The organism is Stenotrophomonas sp. Br8 (assembly GCF_014763005.1).
Classification (GTDB): domain Bacteria; phylum Pseudomonadota; class Gammaproteobacteria; order Xanthomonadales; family Xanthomonadaceae; genus Stenotrophomonas; species Stenotrophomonas lactitubi.
Window position 1 is genome coordinate 58711 of the sequence record NZ_JACGTN010000004.1, and the last position, 14863, is coordinate 73573.

At 65.8% G+C, this 14863-nt stretch carries 12 protein-coding genes; 8 read left to right on the forward strand and 4 right to left on the reverse strand.

Annotated elements, in window-relative coordinates:
- Positions 1-2193 carry a DNA helicase II gene (gene uvrD / locus H3005_RS04150; RefSeq protein WP_100554013.1) on the forward strand — a complete coding sequence of 731 codons (2193 nt, stop codon included), beginning with the start codon at positions 1-3 and terminating at the stop codon, positions 2191-2193.
- Positions 2194-2299: 106 nt separating this feature from the next.
- Here the strand turns inward: uvrD and H3005_RS04155 are convergent, their stop codons facing one another.
- Positions 2300-3010, reverse strand: a complete 711-nt coding sequence (locus tag H3005_RS04155; RefSeq protein WP_191077608.1) for a hypothetical protein — start codon at positions 3008-3010, stop codon at positions 2300-2302.
- A 135-nt stretch (positions 3011-3145) separates the two neighbouring features.
- Between H3005_RS04155 and H3005_RS04160 the strand changes: the two genes are divergently transcribed.
- The gene (locus H3005_RS04160; protein WP_100461988.1) at positions 3146-3472 is read left to right on the forward strand and encodes a low molecular weight protein tyrosine phosphatase family protein; all 327 of its coding nucleotides are present in this window, start codon (positions 3146-3148) and stop codon (positions 3470-3472) included.
- Positions 3473-3577: 105 nt separating this feature from the next.
- Entirely contained in the window at positions 3578-4132 is a 555-nt protein-coding gene (locus H3005_RS04165) for a hypothetical protein (protein WP_100554012.1), read from the forward strand.
- A 94-nt stretch (positions 4133-4226) separates the two neighbouring features.
- On the opposite strand, the gene H3005_RS04170 is transcribed toward H3005_RS04165, so the two are convergent.
- Both H3005_RS04170 and rtcR read right to left on the reverse strand, forming a co-directional pair.
- Positions 4227-4373: a hypothetical protein gene (locus H3005_RS04170; protein WP_165781013.1), complete on the reverse strand. Its 147-nt coding sequence runs from the start codon at positions 4371-4373 to the stop codon at positions 4227-4229.
- A 76-nt stretch (positions 4374-4449) separates the two neighbouring features.
- Entirely contained in the window at positions 4450-6045 is a 1596-nt protein-coding gene (gene rtcR / locus H3005_RS04175) for an RNA repair transcriptional activator RtcR (RefSeq protein WP_100554011.1), read from the reverse strand.
- A 187-nt stretch (positions 6046-6232) separates the two neighbouring features.
- Between rtcR and H3005_RS04180 the strand changes: the two genes are divergently transcribed.
- The 4 genes from H3005_RS04180 (at position 6233) to H3005_RS04195 (ending at position 11301) form a co-directional block, all read left to right on the forward strand.
- Positions 6233-7780 (forward strand): TROVE domain-containing protein, encoded by a 1548-nt coding sequence (locus H3005_RS04180; RefSeq protein ID WP_100554010.1) that lies wholly within the window; start codon positions 6233-6235, stop codon positions 7778-7780.
- Positions 7781-8309: 529 nt separating this feature from the next.
- Positions 8310-9536, forward strand: a complete 1227-nt coding sequence (locus tag H3005_RS04185) for an RtcB family protein (RefSeq protein ID WP_032976791.1) — start codon at positions 8310-8312, stop codon at positions 9534-9536.
- Positions 9537-9618: 82 nt separating this feature from the next.
- On the forward strand, positions 9619-10635 hold the full coding sequence (gene rtcA, locus H3005_RS04190) for an RNA 3'-terminal phosphate cyclase (RefSeq protein ID WP_100554009.1): 1017 nt from the start codon (positions 9619-9621) through the stop codon (positions 10633-10635).
- Between the two features lie 219 nt (positions 10636-10854).
- A complete protein-coding gene (locus tag H3005_RS04195) occupies positions 10855-11301 on the forward strand; it encodes a universal stress protein (protein ID WP_025878044.1) in 447 nt (148 codons plus the stop codon).
- A gap of 190 nt (positions 11302-11491) precedes the next feature.
- Here H3005_RS04195 and H3005_RS04200 read toward each other — a convergent pair whose 3' ends face one another.
- Entirely contained in the window at positions 11492-11776 is a 285-nt protein-coding gene (locus H3005_RS04200) for a DUF2782 domain-containing protein (RefSeq protein ID WP_025878043.1), read from the reverse strand.
- Between the two features lie 97 nt (positions 11777-11873).
- Between H3005_RS04200 and polA the strand changes: the two genes are divergently transcribed.
- Positions 11874-14648, forward strand: coding sequence for a DNA polymerase I (polA, locus tag H3005_RS04205; RefSeq protein WP_100554008.1), 2775 nt, complete (start codon positions 11874-11876; stop codon positions 14646-14648).
- Positions 14649-14863 lie beyond the last annotated feature (215 nt).

Below are 14863 nucleotides of genomic sequence, written 5' to 3' on the forward strand. Positions count from 1 at the left end.
ATGGATGTCTCCCACTTGCTTGATGGCCTGAACCCGGCCCAGCGCGAAGCCGTCTCCGCTCCCCTCGGTCACCACCTGGTGCTGGCCGGTGCCGGGTCGGGCAAGACGCGCGTACTCACCCACCGCATTGCCTGGCTGCATGAAGTCGAAGGCGTGCCGACCCACGGCATCTTCGCGGTGACCTTCACCAACAAGGCCGCCGGCGAGATGCGCCATCGCATCGACGCGCAGCTGCCGCATGGCAGCCGCGGCATGTGGATCGGCACCTTCCACGGCCTGGCCAACCGCCTGCTGCGCCTGCACTGGCAGGACGCCAAGCTGCCGGAAAGCTTCCAGGTGATGGATTCGGACGATCAGCTGCGGCTGGTCAAGCGCGTGGTGCAGGCGCTGGAGCTGGATGACGGCAAGTACCCGCCCAAGCAGATTGCCTGGTGGATCAACGCGCAGAAGGATGAGGGCCGCCGCCCGCAGCACATCCAGCCCGAGCCGAACGACGCGTGGCTGGAAACCATGCGCCAGGCCTATGCCGAGTACCAGGCGCGCTGCGACCGCGCCGGCCTGGTCGATTTCGCCGAGCTGCTGCTGCGCGCGCACGAACTGCTGCGCGACAACCCGCCGTTGCTGTCGCATTACCGTGCGCGGTTCCGCGAGATCCTGGTTGACGAATTCCAGGATACCAACGCCATCCAGTACGCCTTCGTGCGTGTGCTGGCCGGGCATGAGGGCCACGTGTTCGTGGTCGGTGACGATGACCAGGCCATCTATGGCTGGCGCGGCGCCAAGGTCGAGAACGTGCAGGGCTTCCTGCGCGATTTCCCGGGCGCGCAGACCATCCGCCTGGAACAGAACTACCGCTCCACCGCCAACATCCTCAACGCCGCCAACGCGGTGATCGCGCACAACCCGGACCGCATCGGCAAGCAGCTGTGGACCGACAGCGGCGACGGCGATCCGATCGACCTGTACGCGGCGTACAACGAGATGGACGAGGCGCGCTACATCGTCGAGCGCGCGCGGCAGTGGGTGCGCGATGGTGGCAGCTACACCGAAGTGGCCGTGCTCTACCGCAGCAACGCGCAGTCGCGCGCGCTGGAAGAGGCGCTGCTGAGCGAACAGGTGCCGTACCGCGTGTATGGCGGCATGCGCTTCTTCGAGCGCGCCGAAGTGAAGGATGCGCTGGCGTACCTGCGCCTGTTGTCCAACCGCAACGACGACGCTGCATTCGAGCGCGCGGTGAACACGCCCACGCGTGGCATCGGTGACCGCACGCTGGACGAAGTGCGCCGCGAAGCACGCGCCCAGGGCATCTCGCTGTGGGAAGCCACCATGCTGGTGACCCAGGGCAGCGCACTGGCGGCGCGTGCGCGCAACGCGCTGGCCGGCTTCCTGGTGCTGGTCAATGAACTGCAGGCGCAGACCCTGCAGATGACCCTTGCCGAGCGCGTGGACCATGTCCTGGTGCGCTCGCAGCTGCGCGAGCACTGGAGCAAGGAGAGCCGCAACGCGCTGGATTCGGAATCGCGCACCGACAACCTCGACGAACTGGTGTCGGTAGCCTCGCGCTTCGTGCGCCGTGCCGACGACATCGAGGAAATAGGCGAGGACATGGACGAGCTGGTCGCGTTCCTGGCCTATGCCGCGCTGGAAGCCGGTGAAGGCCAAGCGCAGGCGGGCGAGGAGGGCGTGCAGCTGATGACGCTGCACTCGGCCAAGGGGCTGGAATTCCCGCTGGTGTTCCTGGCCGGCGTGGAAGAGGGCCTGTTCCCCAGCGCGCGGTCGCTGGAGGAAAGCGGGCGGCTGGAGGAAGAACGTCGACTGGCCTACGTTGGCATCACCCGTGCGCGACAGAAGCTGGTGCTGAGCTACGCCGAATCGCGGCGCATCCACGGCCAGGACAACTACAGCCTGCCGTCGCGCTTCCTGCGCGAGATCCCGCGCGAGCTGCTGCATGAAGTGCGGCCGAAGGTGCAGGTCTCGCGACCGGCCTCGATGGGCGCAAGCCGGGTGATGGGTCACGCCGCCATCGAAGCGCCGCCGATCAAGCTGGGTGCGCTGGTCAACCATCCCAAGTTCGGCGAAGGCATGGTGACCGACTACGAAGGCAACGGCGCCCATGCACGCGTGCAGATCGAGTTCGCCGACGCCGGCAGCAAGTGGCTGGTGATGGCGTATGCCAACCTGACGGTGATCTGATCGCTGTCAGGGGGCCGGGACATCTGTAGAGCCGAGCCATGCTCGGCTGCGGTTGGCCGGAAAATTCAGCCGAGCATGGGCTCGGCTCTACAAAAACGGCTGGGCGTCACTTGGTGGTGAACGTCTCCACTGCTGCCACCAGCCGCACGCGCTCCATCATTTCCTCATCCTGCCGGTTGCGGATCAACACATAGCTGCCTTTTTCCGGCGACAACACCTCGATCACCTCGTCGCGATAATTGGTGATCTCGATGAAGCCGTCGCCTACGCCGCTCAGATTGTCGATTTCAGCCAGGAGTACCCGCAACGGCACGAGGGCGCCGGACTCGTCTGTGCCGCCGCCGGTGCGGGGGTTGTCGAAGTACACGCTGACCTTGGGTTGCACGGTTCTGTCCCACTCGTAGATCGGAACGACATGCGTCGTGGCCAGCCGGAACTCCTCTGCTGATTCCTCGCCGCTGAACTCGCACTGGAAGATCGGCACGCACAGGAACAGGTTCGCACGACCCTCAATCTGGTTGAGGAACCCGTGATACGTGCTGGGCACCGCCATTGCGTGGGTGAACCCATAAGCATTGGAAGAAATAGTGAAGATCGTTGGCCTGTCGTGAGACAGATGGCGCGGTGCTTCCAGTACAACGCTGGAGGCGAGTTCCGGATCGTTGATGTTCTTTGAGACAACCATCAGATCCTGGCCATCGGTGGTCCTCAAACAGCAATGAAGATCGAATGTCGCCACGGTGTACTTGGCGAAGTAGCAGCCGTGGACCTCGGTTACCTCCCCGAACTCCTGCAACAGGTCATCTCTGGTAATCATGGGCGTGTCCAAGATGCGATAGCCCAATGATCGCTGATGAAGTCTGCGGCGGCCATGCAACGTCTCTGAAGGTACTGCGCAGGGCCAGAGCCCTTTTCCGTTGGAAAAGGGATCCGACCCCGATACGCTGCTGTCATGACCCGCAAGGTTCTCTTCCTCTGCAGCCAGAACCGCCTGCGCAGCCCGACGGCCGAGCAGGTGTTCGCCGAGTGGCCGGGCATCGAGACCGCCTCGGCCGGGCTGCTCGCCGACGCCGAAGAGATCCTCAGCCCCGAGCTGTTGCAGTGGGCCGACCTGGTGTTCGTGATGGAGCGAGCCCACCGCAACCGCCTCTCCAGCCGCTATAAGCCGTGGCTGAAGGGCAAGCGCGTGATCTGCCTGGATATCCCGGACGACTACGAGTACATGGACCCGGTGCTGGTGGAGCTGCTGAAACGGAAAGTGCCGCCGTTCCTGCGCTGACCGCGGTCTTGTAGAGCCGAGCCCATGCTCGGCTGCTTTCCGCAGCAAAGCCAGTCGAGCAGGCGCGGCTCTACAATAGCGGCCACATCTCCCAGGAACGCCCTCATGACCGAGCCCACGCTGCATGTCACCGTGAAGTTGAACGCCAGGCTGCAGCCCGAGCATCGCCATGAGCTGTTCGAGGATCCGCTGGATGCGCTGCTGCAGGCGGCCGAGCTGGGTGGGATCACCGGTGGCGGTACCGCCATGTCCGACGAAGGCGAAGTCGAATACGGTGATATCGAAGTGGCGCTGGTTGATGCCGCGGGCGTGCCGAAGCTGGTCGACCTGCTGGAGCAGCTGGGTGCACCGAAGGGTTCGCAGATACAGGGCGCAGGCGAGGCCGATCGCAGCTTCGGCGTGACCGAGGGTCTGGGCATCTACCTCGACGGCCTGACCCTGCCGGATGAGGTGTACGAGCAGTGCGATTCGAACCATGTATTCGAACAGCTGTCCGAGCGCATCGATGGCCTGGGCGAGATCTGCAGCTGGTGGCAGGGCCCGAGCGAGACCGCGCTGTACATGTACGGACAGTCGTTCGAGGCGATGCGTGAGGCGATCGCTGAATTCGTCAGCAGCTACCCGCTGTGCCAGAACGCACGCGTGGTGCAGATCGCCTGAGCGTAGGCCTCTACCGGTAGGTGCCAACCTTGGTTGGCACGATGTCGTCGGTCGCGGAGAGCAGCCGAGCATGGCTCGGCTCTACAGAAGAGCGTTACCGACTTGCGGCCCCGCGGGCGTTGTCGCGCAGCGCCATGTCCTTGCCGACTTGGTAGGCACCGAACAGCACCGCCAATGCGATGATCGCGGCGATCAGGATGGACTTCTGGGAGCTCCAGACGGGTGGTCTGTTGTTTTGCATGCCTGTCATCCTTGGAGGCGGCGCGGTGCCGCGCGCCCAGCATGCGCCGTGGGTGGCAGTCGGAGCAAGCTCGGCGCTAGGACATGGCCGGACCCTGCACCTGCTCCCAGTCCAGCCCGAACTTGGCCAGATACTTGCGCAGGCGGTCGGCGTCGTTGGTGCTGGCGCGCTGCGTGCGCGAGACCGCAAACAGCTCGCGACCCGCAGCGGACAGCGATTTCGAGCGCGCACAGACCCGCACCACTTCTTCCAGCTGCACGCGATCGAAACGGTCCAGCGTGTCCACGGCATCGCCCAACAGTGCATCCAGCGGTGAAGGCGCATCGCCGCCGCGCCACTGCGCCCGCAGGCGCACGATCTCGTCCTCCACGCCCTCGATCTGGATGCGCCCGGCACTCGCCAAGGTGGCCAGGCGCATGATCGACGCGCCCAGATCGCGGAAGTTGCCGCGCCACGCGGCTTCCGGGCTGGTGGCGAATGCCAGATAACGCGTGCGTGCCTCGACGTTGAAACGTACCCGCGCATGCTGGTCCTGCGACCAGCGTTCCAGCTCGAACTCGATGTTCGGTTCGATGTCCTCCATGCGCTGGGCCAGGCCCGGCAGGCGGTAGGTCCACAGGTTGAGGCGTGCCAGCAGGTCTTCGCGGAAGCGGCCTTCCAGCACCGACTGCTGCAGGTCGCGGTTGGTGCCGGCGATCAGCTGGAAGTCGCTCTCCACTTCGCGGTCGCTGCCTACCGGCAGGAACCGCTTCTCTTCCAGCGCCCGCAGCAGCATCGCCTGTTCGTCCTGGCCGAGTTCGCCGATCTCGTCCAGGAACAGCAGGCCCTGGTGGGCTGAGCGCAGCAGGCCGGCACGGTCGCTGGAAGCACCGGTATAGGCGCCCTTGGTATGGCCGAACAGGGTGCTCATCGCACCGTCGCCGCGCAGGGTCGCGCAGTTCACCTCGACGAAGCGACCCGGCAACTGGTGCTTGAGCTTCTTCAGCTCGAACACACGCTTGGCCAGCTGGCTCTTGCCTGCACCGGTCGGCCCCATCAGCAGCATCGGTGCGCGCGAGCGCGTGGCCACTGTTTCGATCTGTTCGATCATGCGGTTGAAGGCGGCGTTGCGGGTGGCGATGCCGCCCTTCAGCAGGTCGCGGTCCTGCAGCTGCTGCTGGGCAAAACGCTGGGCGATGTGGTCGTAACGCGATAGATCGAGGTCGATGACCGCGTACGTGCCGGCGGCGCCGTCCTGCTTGCGCGGCGGCGAGGTCTGCAACAGGCGGCCGGGGAAGTGCCGGCTCTCGGTCAGCAGGAACCAGCAGATCTGCGCGACGTGCGTGCCGGTGGTGATGTGGACGTAGTAGTCCTCCTCCTCCGGCTGGAACGGATAGCTGGCGAGGAAGTCATGCAGGGTGGCGTAGACCCCCTCGAATTCCCACGGATCCGCCAGGTAGGTGTCGTGTCGCTGCACGCTGATGCCCGGCGCCGCCTGCACCAGATCCTCGCAGACCACCCGCGCCAGCTTGCTGTAGCGGCGCTCATCCAACAGCAGTTCGATGCGGTCGGGCAGGAAATCCTCATGCATGCCCAGTGACACCGTCGGGCGCCACTTCTGCCAGCGGCCCGGGCCTTCGCCCGCGTCGAGCTGGGTGCCGAGCATGCCGAAGACCACCTGTCGACGCTTCATATCCATTCCTATAAAATTGGCGCGAGAAATATATATCTTTTCGCCACGTCTCGCTGGTCAAGATAGCTCGATTCAAAAGAAATTCCATGAAAATCAATCGCATGGATACTTGCGAGAAAAGTTGGCACGGCCATTGCTCTATGTCCGGCAAGACACGACGCGGGCTGTTCCCGCCGAGGACATCAGCATGGCCAACCTTTCGCTCTTCTCCTGGATGCGCACGCCGCAGCCGCCGCAGGCAGACACCGTCAATGAAGCTGGTGGCCTGGCCTACCGCCGCGACCCGCGTGCAGCGCTGGCGCTGTATGCGGCCACCGGGTGCCTGAACAACACCTTCTACAGCGACGCCGAGGCGCAGCTGCAGCAGGTGCTGGCGCTGACCGCGCAGGTCGAGCCGCGCTTCATCGCCCGCACCGCGCTGTACGCCCGCCAGGTCGCACATATGAAGGACATGCCGGCACTGCTGCTGGCGGTGCTCAGCCTGCGTGATCCGGAGGCATTCGCCCTGGCGTTCCCGCAGGTGATCGACAACGGCCGCCAGCTGCGCACCTTCGTGCAGATCATGCGCAGTGGCCAGGTGGGGCGTCGTTCGCTGGGCTCGCTGCCCAAGCGCAGGGTGCGCGAGTGGATCCAGCAGGCGTCGGCGGAAACGCTGGTGCGTGCGGCAATCGGCCAGCAGCCGTCGCTGGCCGATGTGATCCGCATGGTGCACCCGAAGCCCGCCAACGCCGAGCGCAAGGCGTTGTACGCATGGATCATCGGTCGTCCGTACGACGAGGCGCAGCTGCCGGCGGTCGTGCAGGCCTACGAAGCGTTCAAGCGTGACCCGCGCGGACTGCCGCCGGACCTGCCGTTCCAGTACTACAGCACGCTGCCGCTGGATGCGGCGCAGTGGTCGGCACTGGCCCGCAATGCATCGTGGCAGTCGATGCGGATGAACCTCAACACGTTCGCCCGCAACGGCGTGTTCGATGATCCGGCGATGGTGCAGGTGATCGCAGATCGCCTGCGTGATCCGCAGCAGGTGCGTCGTGCCCGTGTACTGCCGTACCAGCTGCTGATGGCCTTCCACGCGGGTGCTGGCTTGCCGTCGCCGATCCTGGAAGCGCTGCAGGATGCGATGGAGATCGCGACGGCGTCGGCGCCGGCATTGCCGGGGCGGGTGGTGGTGGCGGTGGACGTGTCCGGTTCCATGCAGTCGCCGGTAACCGGCTACCGCAAGGGCGCCAGTACCGCGGCACGCTGTGTGGACGTGGCGGCGCTGGTTGCAGCCTGCGTGCTGCGCGGACAGCCGCAGGCCAAGGTATTGCCGTTCGATACCGAAGTGCGCCACGTGCGGTTGAACCCGCGCGACAGCGTGATGACGTTGGCCCGCCAGCTGGCGATCAACGGTGGCGGTACGTCGGTCAGCGCGCCGCTGCAGTACCTCAACCTGAAGCGCGAGCCGGTGGACCTGGTGGTGATGGTGTCGGACAACGAGAGTTGGCGTGACACCCGCCAGGGTGGGCAGACGGCCACGATGCTGCAGTGGGATGCACTGAAGCGTCGCTGCCCGCAGGCGCGGCTGGTGTGCATCGACCTGCAGCCGGTGGCCAGCAGCCAGACCGTGCAGCGCGGTGACGTGCTGCACATCGGAGGCTTCAGCGATGCGGTGTTCGACCTGATCGCGCAGTACGCCGCTGCGGCCGAGGACGGCAGCAGCTGGGTCCAGCGCATCCAGGACATGGCGTTGTAAGGCGGCAAGGATGTCGCCACGGACCGCCCGGCTGGCAATGGGGCCAGCCGGGCAGGGCCAGGAATTCGTTTTTGCGGTGAATGCTGGTGGAACTACATTGGTTGTCCCTTCGGGGTCGGGTTCGAGTCCCGCGTTTCCTGCCTGTCGTGAGGAAGCAGACGTTCCACTTCCCTTGTCACCGCACCTTTTCAAACGGCACCGGCAACGGTGCCACCGATTCACCGCCGGCAGCGCGAATGCCGGAGGAACTACAGCCTCTTAAGCTCCAGGTCGCGGGTTCGACTCCCGCCTGCCGCGGCAACGCGGCGGTAGCTCAGTGGTAGAGCAGGATGTTCCTCCAGATTCTTGTCGTGCTGCCGGCACCTTCGCTTTCGTTGCGCGGGGAATGCAGGTGGAACTACATCGGAAGCCCTTCGGGGTCGGGTTCAAGTCCCGGCCGCCCCCCACGGCAACGTGGGGGACGGAATGTTCCACCACCTTTGTCACCGCACCTTCTTTGTTTTTGCTTTGGATGAAAGGAAACATCACCATGACCACCCTCAATTACGACGTGATCCAGCAGCCGGGTGCTGCACCGATCAAGCTGTGGACCCGCGGCGTGCCGCTGGAAGACCAGGCGCGCGAGCAGCTGCAGAACATCGCCAGGCTGCCCTTCATCCACAAGTGGATTTCGGTGATGCCCGACGTGCACCTGGGCAAGGGCGCGACCGTGGGTTCGGTGGTGCCGACCATCGGCGCGATCATTCCAGCGGCAGTGGGCGTGGACATCGGCTGCGGCATGATCGCGGTGCGCACCACGCTGGTTGCCAGCGACCTGCCGGACAATCTGTCCGCTGTGCGCAGCGCGATCGAACGGGCGGTGCCGCATGGCCGCAGCGTCACCCGCGGTGGCCGCGACAAGGGCAGCTGGGACACGCCGCCGGAACTGGCGGTGGAAGGCTGGGCGCAGCTGGTGGACGACTTCGCATTGATCTGCGAGCGTCACCCGCGCCTGAAGAACACCAACAACCTCAAGCACCTGGGGACGCTGGGTACCGGCAACCACTTCGTCGAGGTCTGCCTGGACCAGGAGCAGCGCGTGTGGTTCATGCTGCACTCCGGTTCGCGTGGCGTGGGCAATGCCATCGGCACCTACTTCATCGAGCTGGCCAAGCAGGAAATGCGTCGCTGGATGATCAACCTGCCCGACCAGGACCTGGCCTACCTGCCCGAGGGCAGCCAGCACTACGGCGACTACGTGTTCGCAGTGGACTGGGCACAGCGTTTCGCACGCATGAACCGCGAGGTGATGATGCGCAACGTGGTGGCCGCAGTGCGTACGGTGATCAGCAAGCCGTTCGAGGCCGAGGCCGAGGCGGTGAACTGCCACCACAACTACGTGAACCGCGAGACCCACTTCGGCAAGGAAGTGATGCTGACCCGCAAGGGCGCGGTGAGTGCGCGCAAGGGCGAGCTGGGCATCATTCCGGGCAGCATGGGGGCCAAGAGCTTCATCGTGCGTGGCCTCGGCAACGAGGACAGCTTCCACAGCTGCAGCCACGGTGCCGGCCGCGTAATGAGCCGTACCCAGGCGCGCAAGCTGATCACGGTGGATGACCACGCCAAGGCCACCGCGCACGTGGAATGCCGCAAGGATGCGGAGGTGGTGGATGAATCGCCGGCGGCCTACAAGCCGATCGAGGCGGTCATGGAGGCCCAGCGCGATCTGGTCGAGATCGTGCACACGCTGCGCCAGGTGGTGTGCGTGAAGGGATGAGGCAGCCCGTGCGCGGCGTACACTGCGCCGCGCACGGCAGCAGGGCCCGGCATCGACACAACGGGCATGGAGGAACAGACAGATGGACATGATTGAACTGGATGGCGGGCATGGTGGCGGACAGCTGCTGCGCTCGGCGTTGACATTGAGCCTGTGCACAGGCACAGGCTTCACGCTGCACAACATCCGCGCGATCCGGCGTAAGCCGGGATTGATGCGCCAGCACCTGACCGCGGTGAACGCCGCGGCGCGGGTCGGCAACGCGTGTGTGCACGGTGCAGAACTGGGCGCTACCTCGCTTCGCTTCGAGCCGGGTGCGGTGAGCGCTGGCGACTATCATTTCGCGACCGGCAGCAGCGGCTCGGCAACGCTGGTGCTGCAGACCGTGCTGCCGGCGCTGTGGCGCGCGCAGGGGGCGTCGCAGCTGCGCCTGGAAGGCGGTACCCACAACCCGCTGGCGCCCAGTGCGGACTTCATCGCCGACAGCTATCTGCCGGCGCTGCAACGGATGGGCGTGCAGGCGTCGATGCAGCTGCTGCAGCACGGCTTTCACCCGGCAGGCGGTGGCGTGATGGAGGTGCAGGTGCAGCCGTGCGGGGCATTGCAGCCGCCGTCGCTGGAGGTGCGTGCGCCGTTGCAGGCGATCGAGGCACAGGTGCTGATGTCCGGTCTGTCCAGCGGCATCGGCCTGCGCGAACTGCAGGTACTGGCCGAGACGCTGGGCGTGGACCCGCATCCGCGCAACGTGCAGTCGATACGGCCGGCGCTGGGACCGGGCAACGTTGCCCTGGTGCGCGTGCGGCATGGCGACCACGTGGAGGTGTTCAGCGGGCATGGCGAGCGCAGTGTCTCCGCCGAGCAGGTCGGCGCGCGCCTGGCCGGGCAGGTGAAGCAGTACCTGGACGGGGCGGGTGCCGTTGGCGAGTACCTGTCCGACCAGTTGCTGCTGCCGATGGCGCTGGCGGGCGGCGGTGCGTTCACCACCCATGTGCTGAGCGATCACCTGGTCAGCAATGCGCGGTTGATCGAGAAGTTCCTGCCGGTGGAATTCGACTGGCAACCGCACGAGGGTGGCTGGCGGGTGACGGTGCAGGCCTGAGTGCCCGCCGGTCATGGCCCGGCGCTACCGGCGTATCGCAGCCGCGTGTCGATCCTGGGCATGTTGCGCCGGGCGATGCCCGGCCGCGCATTGGCCGGTCAACCCGCGCTGCGCAGGCATCGCTGCGCGCTGCCGGATTGATCCTGCGCAAGGCACGATCTCCACATCGGGTATGTAATGGTGTCGTTCCCACTGGGTAGATCACCGCGGAGCCCCACCATGTACAAGCGCATCCTGATCGCCACCGACGGTTCGGAGCTGGCCGACAAGGGCCTGGCCAAGGGCCTGGAGCTGGCCAAGGACCTCAATGCCGAGGTCGACATCGTCACCGTCTCCGAGCCATGGGCCGTCGGCATGTACGACGCCATGGGCTGGAGCGTGGGTTACATGAACAGCCCGGAGTACAAGGCCGACCGCGAGGAAGGCGCGCAGAAGGTGCTGCAGCCTGCCCTGGCCAAGGCGGCCGAGCAGGGCATCACCGCCAATCCGGTGCATGTGCTGGACCGCTATGCGGCCGACGGCATCATCGAGACGGCGGGCCAGCGCAACAGCGATCTGATCGTGATGACCTCGCACGGCCGCCGCGGTGTCACCCGCGTGCTGCTGGGCAGCCAGACCGCCGAGGTGCTGGCGCGCAGCACGCTGCCGGTGCTGGTCATCCGCTGATACAAAGCGTTCCCGGGGAGGGGACCCGACGCCGGCCGCAGGATGCGCGCCGGCGTTGTTTTTTCCGGCGCCCGGCGGATAAGGCCACCGAAACATCCAGTAGATCCACCCCATGGGTGGATGGACATCGCCGATCGCCTTGATGGGGTCAGAGCCCTTTCCTGCGGAAAGGGATCCGACCCTGCCTACATCACCAGCTGTACAGCTTCCAGTACACCGGCGACACACCGTCCTTGTCGTTGTCGAAGCGGCCATCGCCGTTCTTGTCGTACATGTAGAACGGGGCGCCGCGCGCCGGGGTCACCTTGACCATGCGCAGCTGGCCGGACACCCGGTACTCCTCGATGGTGTCACCGTTGTCCATCGTGCGCTTGGAGACATCCGCGCCCTTGACGTCCACCGGGGGAGCGCCTGCGCCGCCCATGCTGGCGCAGCCAGCAAGCAGGAGCAGGGAAGCCAGCATCAGGGTCTTCATCGGCGGGGCCTTTGCCTGGAAAGAGCCTTGATTATGCCCCAACGCCGCGTCGCTGCCGTGTCGCCGCGATGCAGGAACAGGCGCGTAGAATCGACACATGAGCAGATTAGTCCTGATCGACGGGTCCAGTTACCTGTACCGCGCGTTCCACGCGCTGCCGCCCCTGTCCAATGCACAGGGTGAGCCCACCGGCGCGCTGTTCGGCGTGGTCAACATGCTGCGCTCGACGCTGAAGGAACGCCCGGCCTACGTCGCGTTCGTCGTCGATGCCCCCGGCAAGACCTTCCGTGACGACCTGTACGACCAGTACAAGGCCAACCGCCCGCCGATGCCCGACGAACTGCGCAGCCAGGTCGAGCCGATGTGCCGCATCGTTGAAGCGCTGGGCATCAGCATCCTGCGCATCGACGGCGTGGAGGCCGACGATGTGATCGGCACCCTGGCCCTGCAGGGCGTGGCGCAGGACCTGAAGGTCACCATTTCCACCGGCGACAAGGACTTCGCCCAGCTGGTCCGGCCGGGCATCGAACTGGTCAACACCATGACCGGCAGCCGCATGGATTCGGACGCGGCGGTGATGGACAAGTTCGGCGTGCGTGCCGACCAGATCGTCGACCTGCTGGCGCTGATGGGCGACACCGTGGACAACGTGCCCGGGGTCGAGAAGTGCGGGCCGAAAACGGCGGCCAAGTGGCTGGCCGAGTACCAGCATCTGGACGGGGTGATCGCGGCCGCGCCGACCATGAAGGGCAAGATCGGCGAGAACCTGCGCGCCGCGCTGGAGCGGCTGCCGCTGAACAAGGAACTGGTGACCATCCGCACCGACGTCGCGCTGGACGCCAGCCCGACCACACTGGCCCTGCGTGATCCGGACGTGCCCACGCTGGGCGAGCTGTACCTGCGTTACGGCTTCACCCAGGCGTTGAAGGAGCTGGGTGGTCCGATCGCCGCTCCGGCGCAGGTCAGCGAGGCTACCCCGAGCCTGCGCGGCACCGCAGCCGGCTTTGCCCGTGGCAGCGCCGAAGCGCCGCCGGCGGGCGAGCTCGATCCTGCGCTTTCAGCGCCTGGCGAATACGAGACCGTGCTGACCACAGAGCAGCTGCAGGCTTGGGTCGCGCGCGTGCAGCAGGCCGATCTGATCAGCTTCGATACCGAGACCGACGCGCTGGATGCGATGCGTGCGCGACTGGTGGGCATCAGCCTGGCGGTGGAGCAGGGCAAGGCCGCCTACATCCCGGTCGGCCATGACTATCCGGGCGCACCGGCACAGCTGCCGCTGGCACAGGTGCTCGATGCGCTGCGGCCGATGCTGCAGGACCCGGCGAAGAAGAAGCTGGGCCAGCATGGCAAGTACGACCTGCATGTGCTGCGCCGTCATGGCGTGGACGTGCAGGGCTACCACGACGACACCATGCTCGAGAGCTTCGTGCTCAATTCCACCGCCACCCGCCACGACATGGATTCGCTGGCCCTGCGTTACCTGGGCTACAACACCATCAAGTTCGAGGAGGTGGCCGGCAAGGGCGCCAAGCAGATCTCGTTCTCGCAGGTGGGCATCGACGAGGCCAGCCGCTACGCCGCCGAAGACGCCGACATCACCCTGCGCCTGCACCACGCGCTGCAGCCGCAGCTGCTGGCCGAACCGACCCTGGACAGCGTGTACCGCAGCATCGAGATGCCGCTGGTGCCGGTGCTGACCAGCATCGAGGCCAACGGCGTGCGGATCGACACCGACGAACTGCGCCGGCAGAGCCAGGACCTGTCCTCGCGCATGCTGGCCGCGCAGCAGAAGGCCACCGAGCTGGCCGGGCGCAGCTTCAACCTGGATTCGCCCAAGCAGCTGCAGGCGGTGCTGTTCGACGAACTGAAGCTGCCGGCGGTGGTGAAGACCCCCAAGGGCCAGCCCAGCACCAATGAAGAGGCGCTGGAGGCGATTGCCGAGCAGCACGAGCTGCCGCGGGTGATCCTCGACTACCGGGGCCTGGCCAAGCTGCGCAGCACCTACACCGACAAACTGCCGGAGATGGTCAACCCGGACACCGGCCGGGTGCACACCAGCTACCACCAGTCCGGCGCCGCCACCGGCCGCCTGTCTTCGTCCGATCCGAACCTGCAGAACATCCCGATCCGCACCGAGGATGGCCGCCGCATCCGCCGCGCGTTCATCGCCCCGGAAGGTTTCCAGCTGCTGGCGGCCGACTATTCGCAGATCGAGCTGCGGATCATGGCCCACCTGTCCGGAGACCCGGGCCTGGTGCGCGCCTTCGAGCAGGGCGCCGATGTGCATCGCGCCACCGCCGCCGAGGTGTTCGGCCGCACCCTGGAAGAAGTGACCAGCAACGAGCGTCGCGCGGCCAAGGCGATCAACTTCGGCCTGATGTACGGCATGAGCGCGTTCGGACTGGCCCGCAACCTCGGCATCGACCGCGGCCAGGCGCAGGACTACGTGGCGCTGTACTTCAGCCGCTATCCGGGCGTGCGCGACTTCATGGAGCGCATGCGCGAGCAGGCCCGGGAGCAGGGTTACGTGGAGACGCTGTTCGGTCGCCGCCTGTACCTGAACGACATTCATGCACGTAACCAGGGCCTGCGTGCCGGCGCTGAACGTGCGGCGATCAATGCCCCGATGCAGGGCACGGCCGCCGACATCATCAAGCGCGCCATGGTCGCGGTGGATCAGTGGCTGCGTGACAGCGGTGCCCCGGCGCGGATGATCCTGCAGGTGCACGATGAACTGGTATTCGAAGCCGAGACCGGATTCATTGAAGAGCTGCGCAGCAATGTCGTGCAGCACATGTCGCAAGCAGCACAATTGCGCGTGCCGCTGGTGGTTGATACCGGCACCGGCAGTAACTGGGATGAGGCGCACTGAGTCGCATTCAGGCCGAAAACGCCGTGAATTCGTTCATTTGCGTGATATTTCTGACTCGAACATGAATGTTCCCCTGAGGGGTGCTTATTAAATTGGGCCCCTTCACGAACCGTTAGTGTTCGGAGTGCTTCTATAACTCCCGACAGGCGCAATGCCTGTTGTGGATCTCTCCCATCCCCTGGAGCAGATCTCGGAACGGGGGCTCCTCCCCAAGC